Source organism: Pseudomonas sp. WS 5071, assembly GCF_012985765.1.
Classification (GTDB): domain Bacteria; phylum Pseudomonadota; class Gammaproteobacteria; order Pseudomonadales; family Pseudomonadaceae; genus Aquipseudomonas; species Aquipseudomonas lundensis_A.
On record NZ_JAAQWY010000011.1, the window covers coordinates 104502 to 128445 of the forward strand.

At 60.7% G+C, this 23944-nt stretch carries 19 protein-coding genes and 1 pseudogene; 5 read left to right on the forward strand and 15 right to left on the reverse strand.

Annotated features, from left to right (window positions below; all coding sequences use genetic code 11):
- Positions 1–252 precede the first annotated feature (252 nt).
- Entirely contained in the window at positions 253–1239 is a 987-nt protein-coding gene (locus HBN61_RS09350) for an RHS repeat-associated core domain-containing protein (protein ID WP_170046584.1), read from the forward strand.
- A 62-nt stretch (positions 1240–1301) separates the two neighbouring features.
- Here HBN61_RS09350 and fdhA read toward each other — a convergent pair whose 3' ends face one another.
- The 7 genes from fdhA to glyA all read right to left on the reverse strand — a co-directional run bounded on the left by fdhA (position 1302) and on the right by glyA (position 10055).
- Complete coding sequence (fdhA, locus tag HBN61_RS09355) at positions 1302–2501, reverse strand: formaldehyde dehydrogenase, glutathione-independent (RefSeq protein WP_094992774.1); 1200 nt, start codon at positions 2499–2501, stop codon at positions 1302–1304.
- An 82-nt stretch (positions 2502–2583) separates the two neighbouring features.
- A complete protein-coding gene (purU, locus tag HBN61_RS09360) occupies positions 2584–3441 on the reverse strand; it encodes a formyltetrahydrofolate deformylase (protein ID WP_094992773.1) in 858 nt (285 codons plus the stop codon).
- A gap of 79 nt (positions 3442–3520) precedes the next feature.
- The gene (locus HBN61_RS09365; protein WP_170046585.1) at positions 3521–4153 is read right to left on the reverse strand and encodes a sarcosine oxidase subunit gamma; all 633 of its coding nucleotides are present in this window, start codon (positions 4151–4153) and stop codon (positions 3521–3523) included.
- 11 nt (positions 4154–4164) lie between these two features.
- Complete coding sequence (locus HBN61_RS09370) at positions 4165–7182, reverse strand: sarcosine oxidase subunit alpha (RefSeq protein WP_170046586.1); 3018 nt, start codon at positions 7180–7182, stop codon at positions 4165–4167.
- The gene (locus HBN61_RS09375) at positions 7179–7514 is read right to left on the reverse strand and encodes a sarcosine oxidase subunit delta (protein ID WP_170046587.1); all 336 of its coding nucleotides are present in this window, start codon (positions 7512–7514) and stop codon (positions 7179–7181) included. The genes HBN61_RS09370 and HBN61_RS09375 overlap by 4 nt, the downstream gene beginning before the upstream one ends.
- A 14-nt stretch (positions 7515–7528) precedes the next feature.
- Entirely contained in the window at positions 7529–8779 is a 1251-nt protein-coding gene (locus tag HBN61_RS09380) for a sarcosine oxidase subunit beta family protein (RefSeq protein WP_170046588.1), read from the reverse strand.
- Between the two features lie 22 nt (positions 8780–8801).
- Positions 8802–10055 carry a serine hydroxymethyltransferase gene (glyA, locus tag HBN61_RS09385; RefSeq protein ID WP_094992769.1) on the reverse strand — a complete coding sequence of 418 codons (1254 nt, stop codon included), beginning with the start codon at positions 10053–10055 and terminating at the stop codon, positions 8802–8804.
- 301 nt (positions 10056–10356) lie between these two features.
- Between glyA and HBN61_RS09390 the strand changes: the two genes are divergently transcribed.
- Positions 10357–11397 (forward strand): threonine aldolase family protein, encoded by a 1041-nt coding sequence (locus HBN61_RS09390; RefSeq protein WP_170046589.1) that lies wholly within the window; start codon positions 10357–10359, stop codon positions 11395–11397.
- Between the two features lie 92 nt (positions 11398–11489).
- Here HBN61_RS09390 and HBN61_RS09395 read toward each other — a convergent pair whose 3' ends face one another.
- Both HBN61_RS09395 and HBN61_RS09400 read right to left on the reverse strand, forming a co-directional pair.
- Positions 11490–11792: a cell division protein ZapA gene (locus tag HBN61_RS09395; RefSeq protein ID WP_047278128.1), complete on the reverse strand. Its 303-nt coding sequence runs from the start codon at positions 11790–11792 to the stop codon at positions 11490–11492.
- Positions 11789–12019, reverse strand: coding sequence for a hypothetical protein (locus HBN61_RS09400; RefSeq protein ID WP_094992767.1), 231 nt, complete (start codon positions 12017–12019; stop codon positions 11789–11791). Before HBN61_RS09400 ends, HBN61_RS09395 begins: the two co-directional genes overlap by 4 nt.
- Before the next feature lie 295 nt (positions 12020–12314).
- On the opposite strand from HBN61_RS09400, the pseudogene HBN61_RS22930 reads away from it, so the two are divergent.
- Together HBN61_RS22930 and HBN61_RS22935 are read left to right on the forward strand one after the other, a co-directional pair.
- Positions 12315–13070: pseudogene (locus tag HBN61_RS22930) on the forward strand (MCP four helix bundle domain-containing protein); the annotation flags it as partial.
- The gene (locus tag HBN61_RS22935) at positions 13062–13925 is read left to right on the forward strand and encodes a methyl-accepting chemotaxis protein (protein ID WP_524539067.1); all 864 of its coding nucleotides are present in this window, start codon (positions 13062–13064) and stop codon (positions 13923–13925) included. The pseudogene HBN61_RS22930 and the gene HBN61_RS22935, both read left to right, overlap by 9 nt.
- 67 nt (positions 13926–13992) lie before the next feature.
- Here HBN61_RS22935 and gbcB read toward each other — a convergent pair whose 3' ends face one another.
- On the reverse strand, positions 13993–15093 hold the full coding sequence (gbcB, locus tag HBN61_RS09410) for a glycine betaine monooxygenase reductase subunit (protein WP_169962093.1): 1101 nt from the start codon (positions 15091–15093) through the stop codon (positions 13993–13995).
- Positions 15094–15362: 269 nt separating this feature from the next.
- Here gbcB and gbca point away from each other — a divergent pair, with 269 nt between their 5' ends.
- The gene (gene gbca / locus HBN61_RS09415) at positions 15363–16655 is read left to right on the forward strand and encodes a glycine betaine monooxygenase oxygenase subunit (protein ID WP_169962095.1); all 1293 of its coding nucleotides are present in this window, start codon (positions 15363–15365) and stop codon (positions 16653–16655) included.
- 39 nt (positions 16656–16694) lie between these two features.
- On the opposite strand, the gene HBN61_RS09420 is transcribed toward gbca, so the two are convergent.
- From HBN61_RS09420 to dgcA, 5 genes are all read right to left on the reverse strand, one after another.
- Positions 16695–17282 (reverse strand): GNAT family N-acetyltransferase, encoded by a 588-nt coding sequence (locus HBN61_RS09420; RefSeq protein ID WP_170046590.1) that lies wholly within the window; start codon positions 17280–17282, stop codon positions 16695–16697.
- Between the two features lie 529 nt (positions 17283–17811).
- Entirely contained in the window at positions 17812–18582 is a 771-nt protein-coding gene (gene etfB, locus HBN61_RS09425; RefSeq protein WP_170046591.1) for an electron transfer flavoprotein subunit beta, read from the reverse strand.
- 60 nt (positions 18583–18642) lie between these two features.
- Positions 18643–19854, reverse strand: a complete 1212-nt coding sequence (gene etfA / locus HBN61_RS09430) for an electron transfer flavoprotein subunit alpha (RefSeq protein ID WP_170046592.1) — start codon at positions 19852–19854, stop codon at positions 18643–18645.
- Complete coding sequence (gene dgcB / locus HBN61_RS09435) at positions 19851–21794, reverse strand: dimethylglycine demethylation protein DgcB (protein ID WP_170046593.1); 1944 nt, start codon at positions 21792–21794, stop codon at positions 19851–19853. The genes etfA and dgcB overlap by 4 nt, the downstream gene beginning before the upstream one ends.
- Positions 21795–21876: 82 nt before the next feature.
- Positions 21877–23937 carry a dimethylglycine demethylation protein DgcA gene (gene dgcA / locus HBN61_RS09440; protein ID WP_170046594.1) on the reverse strand — a complete coding sequence of 687 codons (2061 nt, stop codon included), beginning with the start codon at positions 23935–23937 and terminating at the stop codon, positions 21877–21879.
- Positions 23938–23944: the final 7 nt, after the last annotated feature.

The following is a 23944-nucleotide window of genomic DNA, read 5'->3' on the forward strand; positions in this document are numbered from 1 at the left end:
CCTTGGGGCCCATTCAGTCAAATACCCTCAACAACCCATGTGGGTTCATCACAAACTTCTTCGACGCCCCCTCATGAGGCCTCGTCCACGGACTGGGATAAATCCGTATAACCTGGCACGGCTAAAACGCCAAACACGGTTGCGTTTGAAGGTGCGCGGGCCCTCCGCCGACCTATTACTTCTGCCAGCTATGCAACTCCCGAAAGCGTGTGGATGCTGAAATCGTGTTCAACCACTCATTCGGGAACAACGATGAAAAAGCCCCCCCACGCCCCTCAAGGCAATTACCAGTACGACCCACTGAACCGCCTGATAATCAGCAACACCACGCGCCGGTTTTATCAAAACGAGCGCATTGCCACTGAAATTGAAGGAACAAATGCCCGCCGCTTCATGGCGTTCGACGTACAACCCCTGGCCGTGCAACAAGGGCAAGCTACCACCTTGCTTGCAACCGACCAGAAAACATCGGTGCTGCAACACGTCAGCGCGGCAGGCACACACGCGTGCGCCTATACCCCGTTTGGTCATCACCCGGTGGAAAATGGCATCACCCGGCTACTGGCTTTCAACGGCGAACGCCCCGAAGCCGTGACTGGCCATTATTTATTGGGCAAGGGGTATCGAGCCTATAACCCGGTGTTAATGCGGTTTAATAGCCCGGACAGCTGGAGCCCGTTCGCAAAGGGGGGGATTAATGCATATGCCGCATTTGATAATAATGCGCCAAACACTATAGACCAGGACGGTCATTTCCCTATAAAAACCCCTAACCTTGTTAAAGCGTTCCAAAACATATTCATGGGAAGAGTATCCTCGCGGGTAATGAAACAAGCCAGAGCGCGCGCAACAAATCTGGATGATATTTTATCGACACGCCCACTGCCTTTTGAACAGAACGCTCCTCTTGACACCGGGGCAGATGCGTTTACTGGTAGACGCCATCCCAGACTGGAAAGACGTGGAAATATATATTCCCCAGAAGGCATCCAAGCACGTGAGGATGTACAACATTTCCTTAACCTTCATAACGCCCTTAATGGGCCGACAATAAATGCGCCTTCTTCCACCTCAACCCCACGCTTATCCTCATCCTCATCAAGATCAGTAGCGCCCGAAATATATCTTGGTCCTCCTCCCCCCTACGAACCACCACCCAACTACTATAAAACAGTAATATTAGCCGCTAAGCCCGATCAATTTAAACCCTATCTAAACTCCATTCGAAAGTCACAGTAAAACACCAACGTTCATTCAAGCTTAAGTGGCACCCTGCACTAGAGAGCGTGCCACTTAACGTTTTACACCGCACTAAATAACCGATGCGGATCAATCACAAACTTCTTCGGCACGCCCGCATCAAACTCCCCGTAGCCGCGAGGTGCATCGTCCAGGCTAATCACTTCGACCCCGACGATGTCGGCAATTTTGATCCGGTCCCACATGATCGCTTGCATCAATTGGCGGTTGTATTTCATCACCGGGGTTTGCCCGGTGTGAAAGCTGTGGGATTTGGCCCAGCCCAGGCCAAAGCGAATGCTCAGGCTGCCCATTTTCGCGGCGGCATCCACAGCACCCGGGTCTTCGGTGACGTACAGGCCCGGAATACCGATTTTGCCCGCCACCCGCACCACCCCCATCAGTGAGTTCAGCACGGTGGCCGGGGCTTCGTGTTTGACGCCGTCATGCCCATGCCCCCGGGCTTCAAAGCCCACCGCATCAACCGCGCAATCCACTTCAGGCTCGCCCAGCAACGCCGCGATCTGTTCATGCAACGGGGTGTCCATGGACAGGTCGGCAATTTCAAAGCCCTGCGCCTTGGCGTGGGCCAAGCGAATCGGGTTCACGTCCCCGACAATCACCACAGCAGCGCCCAGCAGGCGCGCGGATGCCGCAGCGGCGAGCCCAACCGGCCCTGCGCCCGCAATGTAGACCGTGCTGCCGGGGCCGACGCCCGCCGTGACGGCGCCGTGGTAACCGGTGGGCAGGATGTCGGAGAGGCAGGTCAGGTCGCGGATTTTCTCCATCGCGGCGTCGCGGTTCGGGAGTTTGAGCAGGTTGAAATCCGCATAAGGGACCAATACATATTCAGCCTGACCGCCGACCCAGTCGCCCATGTCCACGTAACCATAAGCACCGCCGGGACGGGCCGGGTTGACGGTCAGGCACACGCCGGTGTTTTGCTCTTTGCAACTGCGGCACCGCCCGCACGCCACGTTAAACGGCACCGACACCAAATCCCCGACCTTCAAATGCTCCACGTCACGCCCGGCTTCAATCACCTCGCCGGTAATTTCGTGCCCCAGTACCAGACCGGTTTGCGCCGTGGTACGGCCGCGCACCATGTGCTGGTCAGAGCCGCAAATGTTAGTCGACACCACACGCAGGATCACGCCATGGTGAATCGGTTTGCCTTGAGGGTTTTGCATCTTGGGGAAAGGAATGGATTGCACTTCTACCTGGCCATTGCCCAGGTACACCACACCGCGATTGTCAGCCATCGTGTTCACCCTTGTTGTTATTGAATGGGGTGACCGGCCAGCCGCAAGCCGATCTGCTTGCAGCTTAGTTGGCACTGGCACGTCACAGCACCACGGTACGACCTCCATTTAGGAAAACGCGCCGTTCAATGTGATAGCCCACACCCCGGGCCAATGTCTGGGCCTCAATGTCGCGGCCTTTGGCAATCAGGTCTTCGGGGTAGTAACTGTGGTCCACGGCCTCGACGCCCTGAGCGATGATCGGGCCCTCATCGAGGTCGTTGTTGATGTAGTGCGCAGTGGCGCCCACCAGTTTCACGCCCTTTTCGTAAGCCTGATGATATGGCTTGGCGCCTTTGAAACCCGGCAGTAGCGAGTGGTGAATGTTGATCGCCTTGCCATCCAGCTTGCGGCACAACTCGGGCGAGAGCACTTGCATGTAGCGCGCAAGAATCACCAATTCGGCGCCGGTGTCTTCGATCACTTGCCAGACACGGGCTTCTTGCGCGGGTTTGTCGTCGGGGTCGAGGGCAAAATGGTGATACGCGATACCGTGCCATTGGGCCAGCGGCGCCAGGTCCGGGTGGTTGGAAACCACGGCCACCACGTCCATCGACAATTGCCCGATACGCTGGCGGTACAGCAAGTCGTTCAGGCAGTGGTCGGACTTGGACACCATAATCAGCACTTTGGGGCGGTAATGCGGCGGGGTGAGTTCGAAGGCCATGCCGAAGGCTTGGCCACGATCCGCCAACCCGCCGCGAAAACTGCGTTCGTCAAAGTCATCGGGCTGGCGGAATTCAACCCGTATGAAGAACCGGCCGGAACGTTGATCGTCGAAGGAATGGTGCTCGGTGACGTAACACTGGTGTTCAAACAGGTGACGGGTCACGGCGTCGACGGTACCCAGTTTGCTGGGGCAATCGGCGGTGAGGATCCAGGTGTCAGGGGCGCGGCTCATGGGGAATCCTTATTGTTTTAATGTGACAACCACCACCCTGGCCCTGCGCGAGAGGGCCAGGGTGGGGGCCAGCCGTGACTCAGGCCTCAACACTCAGCCCATATTGCGCCGCGGCATCCTGCAACCATAGCCACCAATAGTCCGAAAAACTGCGGCGGATGAGCAGCTCCCACGTGGCTTCGCCCGTATGCCGGATCACCAGCTGCGACTTCGCAAACACCGTGCCCACCGCCTTGCCCACCGGGAAGTTGTCAGGGTGGACGTCGTAGCTGGTGGACTTCATCAACACGTCGCGTACGTGCGGCCCGCGCAGTTCCAGCAGTTGCTGCCCGCCGCTGACGTTCACCACCGCAATGTGCTGCCCCGCGAGGGCCTCACGCAAAGCCTGCTCGACGCTGAATTCTTCACCGCCGGGCACGATCAGCAGCCATTCGTCCGGGCCCATCCATTGCAGGGACGTTTCGCCTTTGGCCACCAGGCTCAACGCGACTGGCAGTTCAATGCCCAGCGCTTTGTGCACGCCCTCGCTGAACGCCGGGTCCCGGGCATCGCCCCGCAGGGTCAGGTGGCCCAACAGTTTTTTCTCGCGCACGGTGACACCGGGGTTCTGCCGCCCCTTGCCGATGAGTGCCGACAACCGGGCGTGATGCAAGGATGACTCGGCTTTGGCGCCCGAATCCGGACGCTGTTGGTATACGTTTGCGCTCGTCATGAGATCACCCATCAAATATTCTGCCGTTCGCCTTTGGGGTCGAAAAACACCGAAGACACGATTTCTGCTTCGATCACGCTGCCATCGGCCAACGGGGCAAAGACCCGTTCGCCCATGCGCTTGAGGCCGTCCTTGACCACGCCCATGGCGAATGAGTACCCCAGCGAGCCGCAGGTGTAACTGGAGGTCACATGGCCAACCATGCTCATGGGAATGGCCTGTTTGGGGTCGAACACCAGCTGCGCCCCTTCAGGCAGCCATTGGGTGGGGTCGACCGGCTTGAGCCCTACCAGTTGTTTGCGTGCGTCGCGCACGCAGTCTTCGCGGTTCATGCCGCGCCAGCCGATCCATGAGAACGGCTTGTTACGGCCCACGCACCAGCCCATGTTGAGGTCGTCGGGGGTCATCGAGCCGTCCGTGTCCTGGCCGACGATGATGAAGCCCTTCTCGGCACGCAATACGTGCATGGTTTCTGTGCCGTAGGGGGTCAGGTTGTACTGTTTGCCCGCCTCGACGATTTTTTCCAGCACGCCCATGGCGTAGTCGGCCTGGATGTTCACCTCGTACGACAGCTCGCCGGTAAACGAAATACGGAATACCCGCGCCGGTACGCCTGCCACCTGGCCTTCTTTCCAGCTCATGAACGGGAAGGCGTCGCGGTCCAGGTCGATGTCGGTCACCTCACTCAGCAGCTTGCGGCTGTTGGGGCCGGACAAGGTCAGGGTCGCGTAATGGTCAGTGACCGAGGTGAAGTACACCTTCAGCTCTGGCCATTCGGTCTGTTGGTACAACTCCAGCCATTGCAGCACACGCGCCGCGCCGCCCGTGGTGGTGGTCATCACAAAGTGGTTGTCCGCCAGGCAAGCGGTCACGCCGTCGTCGAAGACCATGCCGTCTTCTTTGCACATCAGCCCGTAGCGCGCCTTGCCCACGTCCAGTTTGGTCCAGGCGTTGGTGTAGATGCGGTTGAGGAACTCCCGCGCGTCCGGCCCCTGAATGTCGATTTTGCCAAGTGTCGAGGCATCCAGCAGACCGACGCTGTCGCGCACGGCCTGGCACTCGCGCTTGACCGCGGCGTGCAGGTCTTCGCCGGGCCGCGGGAAGTACCACGGCCGCTTCCACTGCCCGACGTCTTCAAAGGCTGCGCCCTGTTTGACGTGCCACGCCTGCAACGCGGTGTAGCGCACGGGCTCGAAAATGTGCCCGCAGTGACGCCCCGCCACCGCACCGAAGGTTACGGGCGTGTAGTTGGGGCGAAACATGGTCGTGCCCATTTGCGGGATGCTGACGTTCAGCGAACGCGCCGCGATGGCCAGCCCGTTGACGTTGCCGAGCTTGCCCTGGTCGGTGCCAAAACCCAGCGCGGTGTAGCGTTTGACATGCTCGACCGACTCAAACCCTTCGCGGGTGGCCAATTCGATGGCCGCCGCCGTGACGTCGTTTTGCAGGTCGACAAATTGTTTCGGCGCCCGTGCCGTGCCTTTTTCGTGGGGCACGTGAAACAACGCCAGTGTGGGTTCTTCGTAGGTCAGGAGGGCTTTGGGCAATGTGCCTTCAACGGCCTTGAACCCGGCTTCACTGGCCGCTCGCACGCCCCCTTCAAAGCCATCGGCCAGGCTGTCGCCCAAGCGGTAGACGCCATTGATGCCGCCCACGCACACGCGTTTTTGCGGTGCGTCACCGGGCACAAACCCGAGGATGTCTTCGCGCCAGATCGGTTTGCCGCCCAAGTGCGACGCCAAGTGCACCACCGGGCTGTAGCCGCCTGAGCTGGCAATCAGGTCGCAATCGAGCATCTCGCCGGGGCTGGTGACGCTGTGGGCGGTGAGGTCGATCGCCGCCACGCGGGCGCCGGTGACGTGTTTGCTGCCCCGCGCTTCAATCACGGCGCTGCCGGTCAGAATACGGATGCCTTTGGCACGCGCTTCTTCCACCAGCGCACCACGCGGGTTACTGCGGGCATCGGCAATGGCCACCACCGGCAGGCTGGCGTCGAGCCAGTCCAGCGCCACGCGATAGGCATGGTCGTTATTGGTACTCAGCAACAATTTGCGCCCCGGCGCCACGCCGTAGCGACGCACGTAGGTGGACACGGCACCGGCCAGCATGTTGCCCGGCACGTCGTTATTGCCATACACCAGCGGCCGTTCGCAGGCCCCCGTGGCCAGCACCACGCGCTTGGCCCGCACCCGGTGAATGCGCTGGCGTACCTGGCCAATCGGTGCACGGTCGCCCAGGTGATCGGTCAGGCGCTCATGAATCGTCAGGAAGTTGTGATCGTGGTAGCCATTGACCGTGGCGCGCGGCAACAGCACCACGTCCGGCATGCCGCCAAGCTCGGCCACCACGCTGGCGACCCAGTCCATGGCCGGTTTGCCATCGAGGCTTTCACGGCTGTCGAGCAAGCTGCCGCCGAACTCTTCCTGCTCATCGGCCACGATCACCCGGGCGCCACTGCGCGCCGCCGCCAATGCTGCCGCCAGCCCCGCAGGCCCGGCGCCGACAATCAACACGTCGCAGTGGCGGTTCATGTAGTCGTAGGTGTCGGGGTCGTTTTGCGTCGGTGAACGGCCGAGCCCGGCCGCTTTGCGAATGTACTTCTCGTAGGTCATCCAGAACGACTTCGGGTACATGAAGGTTTTGTAGTAGAACCCTGGCGGCATCAGCGTGCCGCCGACCTTGCCCAGGATGCCCATCATGTCGGTGTTCACGTTGGGCCAGCCATTGGTGCTGGTGGCGACCAACCCTGAATACAACGCTTGCTGCGTGGCGCGCACGTTGGGGATTTGCGTGGCCTCAGTGGCGCCGATTTGCAGCACGGCATTCGGCTCTTCGGCGCCTGCGGCATAAATGCCCCGTGGCCGCGCGTATTTGAAGCTACGGCCGATGATGTGCACCCCATTGGCCAGCAGCGCAGCGGCCAGGCTGTCGCCTTCGTAGCCTTTATAGGTTTGCCCGTTAAAGGTAAAGGTCAGCACGTTGCTGCGATTGACGCGGCCGCCATGGGCCAAGCGATGGGTCTGACTCATACCTTTTCTCCCAGCTCGCGGGGGGCCGTTGTCGAGGCGGGCGCAGGCGACTGTTCAGTGAACTGTGGCTGGCTGCCGATGCGATACGTTTCAAGAATTTCGTACGTCACGGTGTTACGGGTCGCGTTGAAAAACTGACGGCAACCGGCCACGTGGTTCCACAGTTCGTGGTGCAGCCCGCGCGGGTTGTCGCGAAAGAACAGGTAATCGCCCCACTCGGCATCGGTGCAGCGATTGGGGTCGAGCGGGCGCGGGATATGCGCCTGCCCGGACGCGTGGAATTCCTCTTCAGAGCGCAACTCGCCGCAATGGGGACAGAAGATATGCAACATAGGTTTTTCTCCTGTTAGTGAGCGACGGCAGCAGCGCCGTGTTCGTCAATCAGCGCGCCGTTGTGGAAACGCTCGAGGGAAAACGGGGCAGCAAGCGGGTGCATCTCGCCCTTGGCCAGGCTGGCGGCAAACACGTTGCCTGAACCAGGCGTGGCCTTGAACCCGCCCGTGCCCCAGCCGCAATTGAAAAACAGGTTGGGCACCGAGGTTTTGGAGATGATCGGGCATGCGTCGGGCGTCGTGTCGACGATGCCGCCCCACTGGCGGTTCATGCGCACGCGGGACAACACGGGAAACATTTCCACAATCGCCTGAATCGTGTGTTCGATCACCGGGTAGGAACCGCGCTGGCCATAACCGACCCAGCCGTCGATGCCCGCGCCGATCACCAGGTCGCCCTTGTCGGACTGGCTGATGTAGCCGTGCACGGCGTTGGACATGATGACGCTGTCGATGATTGGCTTGATCGGTTCGGACACCAGCGCTTGCAGCGGATGCGACTCAATCGGCAGGCGGAACCCGGCCTGACGCGCCATGTGCCCCGAGTTGCCAGCCGTGACCACGCCCACGCGTTTGGCACCGATAAAGCCTTTGCTGGTTTCGACGCCGATACACACGCCGTTTTCCTTGCGAAAGCCCAGCACTTCAGTCTGCTGGATCAAGTCCACACCCAGCGCATCGGCCGCCCTGGCAAACCCCCAGGCCACCGCATCGTGACGTGCCACCCCGCCGCGACGCTGCACCGTGGCACCCAGCACCGGGTAACGGGTGTTTTTGGAGCAATCCAGGTACGGGATTTCATCGGCCACTTGCTGCGTGTTAAGCAGTTCACCGTCCACCCCGTTAAGGCGGTTGGCACTGACCCGGCGTTCCGAGTCGCGCATGTCTTGCAAGGTGTGACACAAGTTGTACACACCCCGTTGCGAGAACATGACGTTGTAGTTGAGGTCCTGGGACAGGCCTTCCCACAGTTTCATCGCGTGCTCATACAAATGCGCCGACTCGTCCCACAAATAGTTGGAGCGCACGATGGTGGTGTTACGCGCCGTATTGCCGCCCCCCAGCCAGCCTTTTTCAACCACCGCCACGTTGGTGATGCCGTGTTGCTTGGCCAAGTAGTACGCCGTGGCCAGACCGTGCCCGCCGCCACCGACGATGACCACGTCGTACACCTTTTTCGGCGTGGGGGTGCGCCACATCTTCTGCCAGTTTTCGTGGTGGCTGAGGGAGTGCTTGAAAAGGCCGAAGCCTGAATACCGTTGCATAGGATTTACTCCAAAACCGCGCTCAGCGATAAACCGGGAAGTCTTTGCACAGCGCCGTCACTTGCTGTGCCACGTCCGCCTCAATGTCGGCATCCCCGAGGTGATCGAGGATGTCGCAGATCCAGCCCGCCAGCTCCGTGCATTGCGCCACTTTGAAACCGCGCGTGGTCACCGCCGGGGTGCCGATGCGCAGGCCCGAGGTGACAAAGGGCGACTGCGGATCATTGGGCACGGCGTTCTTGTTGACCGTGATATGGGCGCGGCCCAGCGCGGCATCGGCATCCTTGCCGGTCAGGCCCTGGCGGATCAGGCTGACCAGAAACAAATGGTTGTCCGTACCGCCGGAGACCACGTCATAGCCGCGTTTGATAAACACATCGGCCATCGCCTGAGCGTTGTCGATCACGTGCTGTTGATAGGTTTTGAAACCCGGCTCCAGTGCTTCTTTGAAGCACACGGCCTTGGCGGCAATCACGTGCATCAGCGGGCCGCCCTGACCACCGGGGAACACAGCCGAATTGAGCTTTTTCTCAAGCGCCTCATTGGCCTTGGCCAGAATCAGCCCGCCCCGCGGCCCGCGCAGGGTTTTGTGGGTGGTGGTGGTCACCACGTCGGCGTATGGCACCGGGTTGGGGTACACACCAGCGGCCACCAGACCGGCGACGTGGGCCATGTCGACAAACAAGTAGGCGCCCACTTTGTCGGCTATCTGACGAAAGCGTGGGAAATCCAGGGTTTTGGAGTAGGCAGAAAATCCGGCAATGACCATTTTTGGCTGATGCTCAACCGCCAGCCGCTCCACTTCGTCGTAGTCGATCAAGCCCGTTTCGGTATTGATGCCGTATTGCACCGCGTTGTAGAGCTTGCCGGAGAAACTCACGCTGGCACCGTGCGTCAGGTGGCCACCATGGGCCAGGCTCATGCCCAGCACCGTGTCGCCTGCATTGAGCAACGCCAGGTACACCGCTGCGTTGGCCTGGCTGCCCGAGTGCGGCTGCACGTTGGCGTAATCGGCGCCGAATAACTGTTTGGCGCGATCTATGGCCAGTTGCTCGACGTTATCCACATGCTGGCAGCCGCCGTAGTAACGCTTGCCGGGATAACCCTCGGCATACTTGTTGGTCAGGCCGCTGCCCTGGGCCTGCATGACACGCTGGCTGGTGTAGTTTTCGGACGCGATGAGTTCGATGTGATCTTCCTGACGCTGGTCCTCGGCATTCATGGCCGCTAATAAAGCGTCGTCGTATCCCTGAATTTGATCCTGCTTGCTGAACATCGCGTTCTCCCGGCGCCAGCGCGCCCTTGGTCTGGGTGAGGGCTTGCCCTTTGAGACCGATGGTAGGGCTGGCGCACAGCGATCAAATGCCCACGCACGCCACGCAATGGTGCGTTTACGACATGCCTGCGAGATTCGCGCTCGCGGCCGTGACGCACGTCGCACGGCCACCCGGCCCCTACAGAGCAGAGCGGCCTTTCGCCGGTTTTCGTGTAAGAGATTTCCGCCACTTAAGCGGTGTCTGTGCACCCGCAGGATTCTTGGCTAAAGTGCACGATTACTTCGACCCTGGAACCGGAAAATGACTGATAAGAGCCAACAATTCGCCAGCGACAACTACTCCGGTATCTGCCCTGAAGTCTGGTCTGCAATGGAAAAAGCCAATCACGGCCATCAGCGCGCTTACGGCGACGACCAATGGACCCTGCGCGCAGCCGATGACTTTCGCAAATTGTTTGAAACCGACTGCGAGGTCTACTTCGCCTTTAACGGTACGGCGGCCAACTCACTGGTACTGTCGGCGTTGTGCCAGAGCTTCCACAGCGTGATCTGCTCCGAAACCGCCCACGTCGAGACCGACGAATGCGGCGCCCCGGAGTTCTTCTCCAACGGTTCCAAACTGCTGATCGCGCGCACCGAAAACGGCAAGATCACCCCCGAGTCGATCCGCGAGATCGCCCTTAAACGCAAAGACATCCACTACCCCAAACCCCGCGTCGTGACCATCACCCAGGCCACCGAAGTGGGCAGCGTGTACACCCCTGACGAAGTGCGCGCCATCAGCGCCACCTGCAAAGAGCTGGGGCTGCTGCTGCACATGGACGGCGCGCGTTTCTCCAATGCCTGTGCCTACCTGGGCTGCTCCCCTGCCGAGCTGTCGTGGAAAGCCGGCGTGGACGTGTTGTGCTTTGGCGGGACCAAAAACGGCATGGCGGTGGGCGAAGCGATCCTGTTTTTCGACCACGATCTGGCAGTGGACTTCGATTACCGCTGCAAACAGGCCGGGCAACTGGCCTCGAAAATGCGCTTTTTGTCGGCGCCGTGGGTCGGTTTGCTGGAAAACGGCGCATGGCTCAAACACGCAAAACACGCCAACCACTGCGCGCAGTTACTGTGCGAGCTGGTGAGTGACATTGACGGGGTTGAGCTGATGTTTCCGGTGCAGGCCAATGGCGTGTTCCTGCAACTCTCGGAACCGGCCGTGGCAGCGCTGACCGCCAAGGGCTGGCGCTTCTACACCTTCATCGGCAAAGGCGGCGCCCGTTTCATGTGCTCGTGGGACACCGAAGAAGCCCGGGTACGGGAACTGGCGGCGGATATTCGCGAAGTGATGGCGGGCTAAGCCCTGTTAGCGGTGTGAGGGGGGTGCGATTGCTGTGCAGTCGATCGCAGCCTCGTGCCTGGGCAACGACGCTGCACAGCATGGCGAATTAATCAGGATTGCCCGAGTGTTCGCTCTATCACGTCGACCGTGGCGCTGACTTGCTCTTGATAACGGTCGAGTTCCTGTTTGTGGCTCAGTTGCAGTTCAATCTGTTGCGAACACAGATTCAAAGCTGCCAGCACCAACAGTTTGTCCCCGATCAGGCTCGGGTACTTTCTTTTCGTTTCGGCCAGGGCGGCTTTCAACATCACGGTGGCGGCCATCAGGGTTTGTTGCTCCCCTTCCGGTGCCTTGATCGTGTAGTCGTTACCCAGAATCGAGACGACATTTACACCGTCTCTGTCCACGCTCATGCGTTGACAGGGCTCACGCTCGCGCGCTCAACCAGGGCCTGAATGCGTGCTGCGGTGGCGCCCTGCTTCTCTTCCTGTTCCATCAGGCTCAGTTGCAGGCTTTCGTTTTCGTCTTTGGCCTGGGCCAGTTCAGCACTCAGTTGAGTGTTGGCGTCCAGCAGTTCTTGCTTTTGCTGAACCAGGTCGCTGACCAGTTGTTCCAGTTTGCTAAGGGATGACTCAATCATGGGGAAGATCTCAAGCAGTTTCAGAGGGCGCGTACGATAAAGAAAAGTCACCCTCTAAGCCAGGGTTATTCAGGCCGCAAAGCCCGATTTAGCTAGGGGCGCCGTTCATTTAGCCCCCTAAAGACTGTGGCAGGCCAACTAGGTTCCCGCCCCCGGTCGGCAAAGCCTGTGGCGCAACATTTTCACGGACGGCATTCAAGACTTTAGTCTTATGACCGATAGGTCATATACACCCCGCATTGACGTCGCACGGACCGCGCCTCATCCCTCAGGAAACATCATGTCTTTACGCAATATGAATATCGCTCCGCGCGCCTTTTTAGGGTTTGCGCTGATCGGCACGCTGATGCTGATTCTGGGGGCTGGCGCACTGCTCCAGATGGGCCAGATCCGCTCTGCAGCCGAGGACATCAGCACCAATAGCGTGCCGAGCATCCAGAACCTGGACGAGTTCACCCAACTGGCATTGCGCCTGCGTGTGTTGTCGTACCGCTTGCTGATCAACCGCGAGCCCGAGGTACAGCAAAAAACCATGGAACTGCTGGACCTGCGCAATCAAGAGATCCGCGTGGCCGAAACGCAATACGAGAAGTACATCAGCAGCCCTCAAGAACAAGCTGTGTACGATCGTTACAAACAGCTGATGGTTCAGTACGGGCAATTGCAAGACCGCATGCGCAGCTACTCGCGCAATGACCAGGTCGATCAATTGCGCGAACTGCTCAACACTGAACTGCTGGAAAACTCCGAAGCGATCAACAAAGAACTCAACAACCTGATGCGCATTAATGGCCAGCAAATCACTGAAGCCAACGAGCATGCCAGCGACATGTATTCAGCCGCGATCAAGCTGGTGGTGTTCTTGCTGTTACTGGCCACAGTCCTGACCATCGTGTGCGCCCTGCTCCTGACCCGCAGCATCACCCAGCCAATCGCTCAGGCACTGGAGGCGGCCGAGGCCATTGCCGAAGGCAACCTCACACGCTCGATCAAAGCGGATGGTAACGATGAGGCGGGTCGTTTGTTACACGCCATGGCCAAGATGCAAGGCAAACTGCGCGATACCCTGCAGCAGATTTCAGGCTCAGCCACGCAATTGGCTTCTGCGGCTGAAGAGCTGAACTGCGTAACGGCCGAAAGCGCCAAAGGCCTGACCCAGCAGAACAACGAGATCGAACAGGCCGCGACCGCTGTCAATGAAATGACCAGCGCCGTGGAAGAAGTTGCACGTAACGCCGTCAGCACCTCCGAAGCCTCGCAAAGTGCCACTGCATCGGCCGGTGATGGCCGCGACCTGGTGCAAGAGACCGTCAGCGCCATCGAACGCATGAGCGGCGATGTGCAGAGCACCGCCACCCTGATTGGCAACCTTGCCGCCGAATCGCGTGACATTGGCAAAGTGCTGGACGTGATTCGCGGTTTGGCCGATCAGACCAACCTGCTGGCCTTGAACGCTGCCATCGAAGCGGCTCGCGCCGGTGAAGCGGGTCGCGGGTTCGCGGTCGTGGCGGACGAAGTGCGCGCACTGGCACACCGTACGCAGCAGTCGACCAGCGAAATCGAACGCATGATCGGCAGCATTCAGGGCGGCACCGAACAGGCCGTGGACTCGATGCGCAACAGCACCGAACGCGCCGAATCGACGCTCAACATTGCCAAAGGCGCGGGCCTGGCGCTGGACACCATCAACACGGCAGTAGTGGAAATCAACGAGCGCAACCTGGTCATCGCCAGTGCGGCCGAAGAACAGGCCCAAGTGGCCCGCGAAGTGGACCGCAACCTGGTCAACATCCGCGACCTGTCGGTGCAATCCGCGACCGGTGCCAGCCAGACCAACTCAGCGAGCAATGAGTTGTCGCGTTTGGCGGTGGACCTCAACAGCATGGTGTCGCGTTTCAGTTTGTAAACCACACCTCACAAGCTGCTCGCCCTCTCCCACCGGGAGAGGGTCGGGGCAAGGGCAAACGCTCACGCTAAAACTCAATCCGCACATCCCCTTTGGGCACACTGCAACACGACAAGATGTAGCCTTCGGCCACATCGTCTTCTGTAATCCCGCCGTTGTGCTCCATCTCCACCTCGCCGCCCAGCTTCAACACTTTGCATGTTCCGCAAATGCCCATCCCGCAGGCCTTGGGAATCATCAACCCCAACTTGGCCGCTGCTGCATGCACGGTTTCTGCCGGGCCCACGCGGATGCTCTTGCCCGACGCCGTGAACTCCACCTGATTCAGTTCGGCCGCATCCAGTTCGGGTGCATCGGCCGCCTGCCCGGCCTGCTCTTCGGCATCGGCCCGCACCTGCGGCGGCGTCGCGCCAAATGACTCTTCGTGGTAACGGTTCATGTCAAACCCGTTGGCTTCGAGCAACCGTTTGACCGCTGTCATGTACGGGGTGGGGCCGCAACAAAACACTTCACGCTCCAAAAAATCCGGGGCCATGAGTTCCAGCATTTTGTGATTCAAATACCCGCGATACCCCGCCCAGGGTTCGCCCAGCCCGTGCTTTTCGCAGATCAGGTGCAAGCTGAAGTTATCGATGCGCGAGGCCATGTGCTCCAGCTCGCGGTGGTAAATGATGTCTTTGGGGGAGCGGGCGCTGTGGATAAACACCATGTCGACATTGGCATTGGTGTCGTAAAACCAGCGCGCCATCGACATCACCGGGGTAATGCCCACGCCACCGCTGAGGTACAGCACCTTGGGGCTCGGCGCATCAATGGCGTTGAACAGCCCAACCGGACCATGCACCGCCAGCTCCTGCCCCTCCTGCAAGGTGTCATGCAGCCAGTTGGAAACCCGCCCGCCCGGCACGCGCTTGATGGTGACGGAAAAGCTGTACGGCACCGACGGCGAACTGGAGATGGTGTACGAGCGCATGACTTGCTCGCCGTCGATGTCCAGTTCCAGCGTCACGAACTGCCCCGGCTTGAAAAAGAACAGGATCGGCTGGTCCGCCATAAAACAGAACGTGCGCACGTCCCAGGTTTCCTGAATCACTTTCACGCAGCGAACGGTGTGGCGACCGTTGGCCCAGGTCTGGGTGGTTACCGGGTTCAGAAAGCTGTTGGACATGCGCTTCTCCACGGCCGACTGCCGGCCTCTTGCTGGCGATTCTGCGCATGCGCCGTGACGGCCATTTATCTATTCGCGACATTCACATGCTTATCGCGACCAGCCCCAGAAAACGGGCGCCCGGGCGTCGGGAACAGGTTGGGCCATGTCGCTCACAGACAGGGCCGCAGGACGCTTGAAACGCACACTCAGCGCCATTGGCTTCACCTTGCGTCGCACCCTTGACCCGCCACTTGAAGGCCGCACCCCATGGCCATGAGGACCACACGATGGACGTCACCGCAACCCTGAGCCTGGGCGATCCACTGGAACCCGCACGCAAGGCCACCGCCGAGATGTTGCAAACCCGCGAACGGACGTTTTCCCTGCCCCAGCCGTTCTACAACGACGAGCGTTTGTTCGCCCTCGACATGCAGGAGATTTTCCAGAAGGAATGGCTGATCGCAGGCATGACCTGTGAGATCCCGGCCAAGGGCAACTTTGTGACCCTGCAAGTGGGCAACAACCCGATCATCGTGATACGCGGCGCAGAAGGTCAGGTGCATGCTTTTCACAACGTGTGCCGCCACCGGGGTTCCAGGCTGTGCACCACTGAAAAAGGCAAAGTCGCCAAGCTGGTGTGCCATTACCACCAGTGGACGTATGAGCTGGACGGGCGCCTGCTGTTTGCCGGCACGGAGATGGGCGCTGACTTCGACATGAAGCAGTACGGCCTCAAACCGGTGAACGTGAAAACGGCGGGCGGTTACATCTTCATCAGCCTGGCCGAACACCCGCCCGCCATTGATGAGTTCCTCGCCACCCTCGAGCACTACATGGAACCCTACGCCATGGAAAACACCAAAGTGGCGATCCAGACCACGCTGGTGGAAAAAGCCAACTGGAAACTGGTGCTGGAAAACAACCGCGAGTGTTATCACTGCAATGCCTCGCACCCGGAGCTGCTCAAAACCTTGCTGGAATGGGACGACGTCACCGACCCGCGTGCCGATCAGGCGTTCAAGGATCACGTCGCCGCGTCTGCCGCCGTGTGGGAGGCCGAGCACATCCCGCATGCCCACCAACGTTTTGGCCTGCGCAACCGCATCGTGCGCATGCCGCTGCTCAAGGGCACGGTGTCCATGACGATGGATGGCAAACAAGGCTGTGCAAAACTCATGGGGCGCATCAAAAACCCGGACCTGGGTTCAATGCGCATCCTGCACCTGCCGCATTCGTGGAACCACTGCATGGGCGACCACATCATCGTGTTCACCGTGTGGCCAATCAGTGCGCAGGAGACCGTGGTCACGACCAAATGGCTGGTGCACAAAGATGCAGTAGAAGGCGTGGACTACGACGTGGAGCGCATGCGCAAGGTGTGGGACGCCACCAACGACCAGGACAGGCGACTGGCCGAAGAAAATCAGCGCGGGATCAATTCCACCGCTTACCAACCGGGGCCGTATTCCAAAACGTACGAATTTGGCGTGATCAACTTTGTGGACTGGTACAGCGAACGGATGCTCCACAACCTCGGGGCCGCCCCCGCGCCGTACCTCAAAGAGGTGAACGTGCAATAACGCGCCCCGTCGACAGCCTGTGCGTACCAGCCGCCGAGGCTACCGGCTGGACGCCCCGGCAACCGGCCTGCTCATCAGATACGCATCTCCTGTTACCCGAATCAACGGGTGAGGCGTTACCTGGCAAGATTTAACGGTGTGAAAACCGTGGTGCTCATAAAATCGGAGCGCCCCGGTATTGACGGCGTAACTGATCAGGCTCAAGCCCGCCAGCCCCAGCTCATCGCACCGCGCTTGAGCCGCTTGAAGAAAGTTCGCCCCCAACCCCTTGTTACGCCAGCCTTCGTCCAGCCCCAGGCTTGAGATATAGAGCGTGTCCGGTATTTCCATGTCGGCATAAGGCGCCAGCACGGGGTCTGTCACCGGCTCGGCGTGCGGGTCGTGGCGCATCACGTAGCTGTGCATCATGCCGATCACGCGCCCCTGATGTTCCGCGATCAGGCAGTTCTCATACGAAAAGTTCACCCCCTCACGCGCATAACGAGCCGTCCCCACCGCCAGCAAGTCCGCCCCCGGCTCTGCGATCAGGCTCCAGATGTAATCCGCGCCCCCTTCAGAGGTTATCTGGAAGAAACGTGCAATCTCGTGCGCGTCGTCATGTCGAGCCGGTCGAAATACAACAGTCATGTGGGTAGGCCTCACGCCTGAAAGGAGCACTCTTTGTAGACCTGCTACCCGGCGCGCCTCAACCAGCGGTAGCGCTCAATGTATAACGGGATATTTCAGAAGGGGCGGTCAAATTTTAACCAGCCGTACCCACAGCCCGCGTACAAAGGGCTACAGCGCTTCACGAACACCTTATCCACAGGCACACCCACAGCAATGGTGGGTAAGTGGATAAACAGGGCTAAACCAGCCGATTGGTCAATTTTCGTACAAACCATTGGAAGCCTTATTCTGCGTGGCTTGTAGCGTAAAGCGAACACCTTATCCACACATCCGCCAACAGAGATTGTGCGCAACTTATGCACTGTGGCCTGGGTTGTGGAAAAGCCCTTGAAACCGCCCATATTCAAGGCGTTAGCATCGGACAGGTTGATAAAAGAGGCAGTTGGCTGTTTTTTGACCAAAACCCTGCATGCCACGTTTTATAAGGCTTACAGAGGATAGCGAACACGTTATCCACATAAGCGCTAACAGACTTTGTGGGCAAGTCTTAGCGCACCACGCCTTCTTCGATCAGGAAGGTTAAAATCGCCTGCGCGCCTTCTTCAGCGCTCACCCCTGTGAGGACGCGCCCGCTGCCGCCTGCGGCCTTGGCTGTCGCGGCTTTCATTCGGTCGGCGCCGCTTTTGGCCTTGATGACCTTGAGGCGCTTGGGCCGGGGCTTGGCAGGGGATAACGTGGCTGTTGTGGATAACTGATCGTCAACGCCTACTACCACTTGAGCCTGGATTTCACCCCGTGTGGCCGGGCCGTAAGCACTTTGGCGACCACTGGGGGCGGTGTTATCCACAGTGGCCATAAAGGGCAACCGCACTGCCAGGCGGCGGCGCTGCCCACGGGGCAAGGCTTGCAACACGCTGGCCACGCCATTGTGGATAGATTCGATCTGCGCCACCCCGGCCACCAGAGGCCAGCCCAGTTGCTCGGCCAGCAGGTACGGGAGCATGCCGGAACCCTCGCCGGTTTCTGCCTGGTTGCCGGCAAGAACCAGTTGCACACCCGTTTCCCGCAGATAATCGCGCAGCACGGGCACGGCATCGGCGTGCGGGGATTGCTCCAATACATGCAGTTGCGCCAGCCCCATGCCCAGGTAGGCACGCAATGCGGGCTCATGGGGGTTGCCGGCGTGCAGGACATGCACGTTATCCCCGGCCAGTTGCAGGCCCATTTCAACGGCGCGGGCATCCTGTTCGGCACGGCGGGCGCGCTGTGACGCAGGGTGTATCCCGATTGACACCAATACAACGGTGGGGATGCTCATCAATCACTCTCCAAATCAAAGCCCCACCTCCTCCGGCAGAGGGTTGGGGTCAGGGTGCGCTTACGCTGCATCACGCGCATGCGTCTGCCGCCACTTATCCACAGCGGCAATCAACGCCTCAAGCATCGCGGCCGCATCGCCAATCACCGAGAGGTCGGCGCGCTTGATCATGTCGCAGGCGGGGTCGAGGTTGATCGCCACGACTTTGTCGCAGGCGCCCATGCCTTGCAGGTGCTGAATGGCACCACTGATCCCGACCGCCACATACACGCGGGCCGTCACCCAGGTGCCGCTGGCACCTACCTGCCGCTCTCGCGCCATGAAGCCCGCGTCCACGGCCACCCGGGAAGCCCCTTCAGTGGCGCCCAATGCCGCAGCGGTCCTGTGGAAAAGCCCCCAGTCTTTAACCCCATTGCCACCACTGAGAATGAACGGTGCTTCAGCCATCGGTATCGCCGCCGGATCCACGTCAACCGGCCCCAGGTCTTCTATTCGCGGCAAGCTGGCGACAGGGGGTGTGGATAACTCGACCGCCAGGGCTTCGTGGCGGGTGTCGCTCACCGCCTCGGCGCATTCGGCCGCCGCCAGAATCACGCGGGGCACGGGTTGTTGCAGGTCGTGCACGCCTGCGCCCGCGCGGCCGATGCACAGCCCGTCCTTGAGCTGCCACACCCGGGTGGCTGGCCGCTCGCCGATACGGGCGGCTAACCGGCGTCCGCGCTCACCGCCGCCTTCGCGGCTGTCGGGCAACAGCCAATGGCGAGGCGAAAATTGGTTATCCACAGCCTGCAACCCCAGCATCTGCTGTTCCGGTGCATAACCTTGATGAGCGAGCACCAGTAATCGGTCTACCCCGGCGTCACCAAAAGCACGCTCCTTGTGTTCACCGAATACCACGGCCAATACCGCGCCTTCGCTGCCTGCCAGGTCATGAGCCATGCCGAGCACGTCGCGATCATGCGCGCTCAGGCGACCACCCGGCAGGTCGGGCACGACGGCGATGTAGAACGCAGGGCTCGGCACCTGATGCAGCGGCCGTTGAACCTGCGCACTGGCCACACGCCGGGTCGATCCGCCTTGCTGGCCACCGCTTCGATCAATGCGCTTAAGCCCCTGCGGGCCGATAAACCCCACACCGTGGACGTTTTTTCGCAGCACGCCATTAGGCCCCATCCAGCGCTCAAGGGCGGGTTGTAAGGTGGCATGCAGCGGGTGCAGGCGATTGCGGGCGATCCACTCGGCATGCGGGTCACGACGAAGCACGTCACTCATGCGATCACCTCCGGGATGTTGTGTTTCGTGGCGCCGGGTGCCGTGGCGGATACCACCAATGCATCGGCCACCAGCTCAGCCAGGTCTTTGATCTGCGGGCGCGGCGCTACCACGCCTTCGAGCATGGCCGTACATTGCGGGCAGCCCACGGCCACCCGTTCGACGCCGGTTTCGCGGATGTCGTCCATGCGCATGTCAGGGATGCGCTGCTTGCCGGGGATGTCGGTAATCGGCGCCCCGCCACCGCCGCCGCAACAGCGGGAGCGGAACCCGGAGCGTTGCATCTCCTGCACCTCCAGCCCCAGCGCACGCAACACCTGACGCGGGGCGTCGTACTCGCCGTTATAGCGACCCAGGTAACACGGGTCGTGATAGGTCACGCGGCCTCCGGTGTCCGGTTTGAGCTCAAGCCGACCGCCCGCGATCAACTCGGCCATGTAGGTGCTGTGATGCTGCACCTGATAGTCACCGCCCAAGGCGCCGTACTCGTTTTTCAACACGTGAAAGCTGTGGGGGTCGCAGGTGACGATGCGGCTGAAGGTGTACTGCGCCAGGGTCTGGATATTGCGCGCGGCCAATGTTTGAAACGTGGCTTCATCGCCCAGACGCCGGGCCACGTCACCGCTGTCGCGCTCTTCAAGCCCCAGCACCGCGAAATCGACGCCAGCGGCGTTCAGCACGGCGACAAAGGCCCGCAGGGTGCGCTGGTTGCGCATGTCGAACGCGCCGTCACCGACCCAAAACAGCACGTGTGCCGCCCCCTTGTCGCGCATCAGCGGCAGGTTCAAATCGGCGGCCCAATGCATGCGCCCGCCCGGTGCGAAACCGCCGGGGTTGTCCGTGGCGATCAGGTTGTCCAGCACCTGCGCGCCTTTATTGGGTGTGGCTCCTTTTTCCAGCGTGAGAAAACGTCGCAGGTCGATGATGGCGTCCACGTGCTCGATCATCATCGGGCACTCCTCGACGCAGGCCCGGCAGGTGGTGCAAGACCACAGGGTGTCAGCGTCCACCAGGCCGTTGACGATGGGCTGATGCGCATTGCCACCGTGTACGCCGAGGGGCTTGCCGGGGTAAGGGCTGCCCGCAAAGTGAGCATCGGTGCCCCCCGCCATGCCCACCACCATGTCTTGAATCAACTTTTTCGGGTTCAGCGGCTGGCCTGCGGCAAAGGCCGGACACGCGGCCTCGCATTTGCCGCATTGCACGCAGGCGTCAAACCCCAGGAGCTGATTCCAGGTGAAGTCAGCAGGCGTTTCTACGCCCAAAGGGGCGCGGCGGTCGGTCAGGTCCAGGGCTTTCAAACCGGTGGAACGCCCGCCGCCAAATCGCTCGGGGCGCCGGTGCCACGCCAGGTGCAATGCCCCGGCAAACGCATGCTTCATCGGACCGCCCCACGTCATGCCGCAGAACAATTCGCCCACGCCCCACGCCACGCCCACACACAAAAGCGCCGCCAGCATCCAGCCGCCGGCGCCTTCGGGCACAACACCCGCCACGGGCAAGGTCAGGGTGAAAAAACTCGCGGCAAATACCAGCAGACTTTTCGGCAGGCGCATCCACGGGCCCTTGGACAGACGGCTCGGCGGGTTGAGGCGACGTTTGAAGACAAACAGCGCCCCCACAAACATGAGGGCCGTGGCACCCAGCAGGGCATAGGCGAGGACACGCTGATGCACGCCCACCCCATGAACCAGAATTGCCAACACGGCCGCCAGCACAAAACCGCCCGCCGTGGCGACGTGGGTGTTGGCCATGTACTTGTCGCGGGCCACGACGTGGTGCAGGTCATTCATGTAGCGCTTGGGCATGGCCAGCAAGCCGCCAGGCAGGTCAACGCGGGAGGGGCGGCCTTGACGCCAGAGGTTGATTCGCCGTCGCGCGCCGAGAAGGGCCAGGCACAGTGCCGCCACTATCAGGAGGGGAACAAGGATGTTCAGCATGGGTGGCTCCCATCAACATTCGGTTTAAACACATGCTTTAACCCGGCCCTTTCCCGATGGCAGAAGCGGGCCGGGTGCCCCTTCAGAAGTCCTTGCACAACCTGAGCGCGTCATAGATCGCCGCATGCACATTGCGCTGCGCCACACAGTCGCCAATGCGGAACAACCTGTACCCGTCACCCGCCTCGCTCAGGCACGGCTGGGGCTGGATCGCGAACAACGCGTCAACGTCAATCTGCCCTTTATTACGCGACCCGGGCTTGAGTGCGTAATACAGCGCTTCGTCCGGGCGCACGCCGTTTTCCACCACCACTTGGTCCAACACGCGCTCTTCCCTGGCCCCGGTGTATTCGTTTTCCAGCACGGCTATCAGCTTGTCGCCTTCGCGGTACACCTGCTCGAGCATCATGTCGCCTGTCATGATCACTTCTTTGGGATACAGGCTGCGGTAATAGGTCGGGAAGGAGGTGCCGCCGATGGCCACGCCGGGTTTGATGTCGTCGGTGACGATCTCGACCTGCGCGCCTTTCTCGGCCAGAAAGTCGGCCACGGACATGCCCGTGAATTCGCAAATGGTGTCGTACACCAGCACGTTTTTGCCCGGCACCACCTTGCCATCAAGGATGTCCCAACTGCTGACCACCAGCCCTTGGGCGGCGCCCCACTGTTCGTTCTGTTCCACATAGGCGTGCCCGCCCACGGCCAGCACCACGATGTCGGGGCGCAGGTCTAAAATCGTTGCCTCATCGGCCGCTGTTCCCAGCCGCACATCAACGTTCAGGCGCGCCAGTTCCAACTGAAACCAACGCGTGATGCCCGCCATCTGGTCCCGCTGCGGGGCTTTGGCGGCCAGGCTGATTTGCCCGCCCATGGCCTCGCGCTTTTCAAACAGGGTCACGTTGTGCCCGCGCTCGGCCGCGACACGCGCCGCTTCCATGCCCGCAGGGCCCGCACCCACGATCACCACGTTGCGTAGGGGGCCGGTGGACTTCTGAATGATGTGTGGCACGCCCATGTATTCGCGGGAGGTGGCGGCGTTCTGAATGCACAGCACGTCCAGCCCCTGATACTGACGGTCGATGCAATAGTTGGCGCCCACGCATTGTTTGATCTGATCGACCTGGCCCATTTTGATTTTCGCGATCAGGTGCGGGTCAGCGATGTGGGCACGGGTCATGCCGACCATGTCCACATAACCGCCTTCCAGAATGCGCGTGGCCTGGGTCGGGTCTTTGATGTTTTGAGCGTGCAGCACAGGCGCCTTGACCACTTCCTTAATGCCTGCCGCCAAGTGCAGGAACGGCTCCGGCGGGTAGCTCATGTTCGGGATGACGTTGGCCAGTGTGTTGTGGGTGTCGCAGCCCGAGCCGACCACGCCGATGAAGTCGAGCATGCCGGTGTCGTCGTAATACTTGGCAATCTGCTTCATGTCCTCGTGGCTCAGGCCATCGGGGTGAAACTCGTCGCCGCACAGGCGAATGCCCACGCAGAAATCCGGACCGACTTCGGCACGTACCGCTTTGAGCACTTCCAGGCCAAAACGCATGCGGTTTTCAAAACTGCCCCCCCACTCGTCAGTGCGCTTGTTCACGCGCGGGCTCCAGAACTGGTCGATCATGTGCTGGTGCACCGCCGACAGTTCCACGCCATCCAGCCCGCCCGCCTTGGCGCGGCCCGCAGCGCTGGCGTAATTGCCGATGATGCGCCAGATCTCTTCGGGCTCGATGGTTTTGCAGGTGGCGCGGTGCACGGGCTCGCGCACGCCCGACGGCGACATCAGGGTAGGCCAGTTGAAGCCATCCCAACGCGAGCGACGGCCCATGTGGGTAATCTGAATCATGATTTTGGCGCCGTGCTTGTGCATCGCATCGGCCAGGTTCTGGAAGTGCGGGATGATGCGGTCGGTGCTCAGGTTGACCGAACTCCACCACTCTTGAGGGCTGTCGATGGCCACCACCGATGAGCCGCCACAAATGGCCAGCCCGATGCCGCCCTTAGCCTTTTCTTCGTAGTACTGCACGTAGCGCTCGGTGGTCATGCCGCCGTCGGTGGCATACACCTCGGCATGGGCCGTGCTGAGCACACGGTTACGGATGGTCAATTTACCGATTTGAATCGGCTCAAACATCGCTTCAAACGCCATATCCCGA

What these genes read in the sequence shown, in the direction of transcription:
- HBN61_RS09350 (WP_170046584.1), top strand. Translation starts at nt 253, where the DNA reads ATGAAAAAGCCCCCCCACGCCCCTCAAGGCAATTACCAGTACGACCCA.
- fdhA (WP_094992774.1), bottom strand. Translation starts at nt 2,501, where the DNA reads ATGGCTGACAATCGCGGTGTGGTGTACCTGGGCAATGGCCAGGTAGAA.
- purU (WP_094992773.1), bottom strand. Translation starts at nt 3,441, where the DNA reads ATGAGCCGCGCCCCTGACACCTGGATCCTCACCGCCGATTGCCCCAGC.
- HBN61_RS09365 (WP_170046585.1), bottom strand. Translation starts at nt 4,153, where the DNA reads ATGACGAGCGCAAACGTATACCAACAGCGTCCGGATTCGGGCGCCAAA.
- HBN61_RS09370 (WP_170046586.1), bottom strand. Translation starts at nt 7,182, where the DNA reads ATGAGTCAGACCCATCGCTTGGCCCATGGCGGCCGCGTCAATCGCAGC.
- HBN61_RS09375 (WP_170046587.1), bottom strand. Translation starts at nt 7,514, where the DNA reads ATGTTGCATATCTTCTGTCCCCATTGCGGCGAGTTGCGCTCTGAAGAG.
- HBN61_RS09380 (WP_170046588.1), bottom strand. Translation starts at nt 8,779, where the DNA reads ATGCAACGGTATTCAGGCTTCGGCCTTTTCAAGCACTCCCTCAGCCAC.
- glyA (WP_094992769.1), bottom strand. Translation starts at nt 10,055, where the DNA reads ATGTTCAGCAAGCAGGATCAAATTCAGGGATACGACGACGCTTTATTA.
- HBN61_RS09390 (WP_170046589.1), top strand. Translation starts at nt 10,357, where the DNA reads ATGACTGATAAGAGCCAACAATTCGCCAGCGACAACTACTCCGGTATC.
- HBN61_RS09395 (WP_047278128.1), bottom strand. Translation starts at nt 11,792, where the DNA reads ATGAGCGTGGACAGAGACGGTGTAAATGTCGTCTCGATTCTGGGTAAC.
- HBN61_RS09400 (WP_094992767.1), bottom strand. Translation starts at nt 12,019, where the DNA reads ATGATTGAGTCATCCCTTAGCAAACTGGAACAACTGGTCAGCGACCTG.
- HBN61_RS22935 (WP_524539067.1), top strand. Translation starts at nt 13,062, where the DNA reads ATGCAAGGCAAACTGCGCGATACCCTGCAGCAGATTTCAGGCTCAGCC.
- gbcB (WP_169962093.1), bottom strand. Translation starts at nt 15,093, where the DNA reads ATGTCCAACAGCTTTCTGAACCCGGTAACCACCCAGACCTGGGCCAAC.
- gbca (WP_169962095.1), top strand. Translation starts at nt 15,363, where the DNA reads ATGGACGTCACCGCAACCCTGAGCCTGGGCGATCCACTGGAACCCGCA.
- HBN61_RS09420 (WP_170046590.1), bottom strand. Translation starts at nt 17,282, where the DNA reads ATGACTGTTGTATTTCGACCGGCTCGACATGACGACGCGCACGAGATT.
- etfB (WP_170046591.1), bottom strand. Translation starts at nt 18,582, where the DNA reads ATGAGCATCCCCACCGTTGTATTGGTGTCAATCGGGATACACCCTGCG.
- etfA (WP_170046592.1), bottom strand. Translation starts at nt 19,854, where the DNA reads ATGAGTGACGTGCTTCGTCGTGACCCGCATGCCGAGTGGATCGCCCGC.
- dgcB (WP_170046593.1), bottom strand. Translation starts at nt 21,794, where the DNA reads ATGCTGAACATCCTTGTTCCCCTCCTGATAGTGGCGGCACTGTGCCTG.
- dgcA (WP_170046594.1), bottom strand. Translation starts at nt 23,937, where the DNA reads ATGGCGTTTGAAGCGATGTTTGAGCCGATTCAAATCGGTAAATTGACC.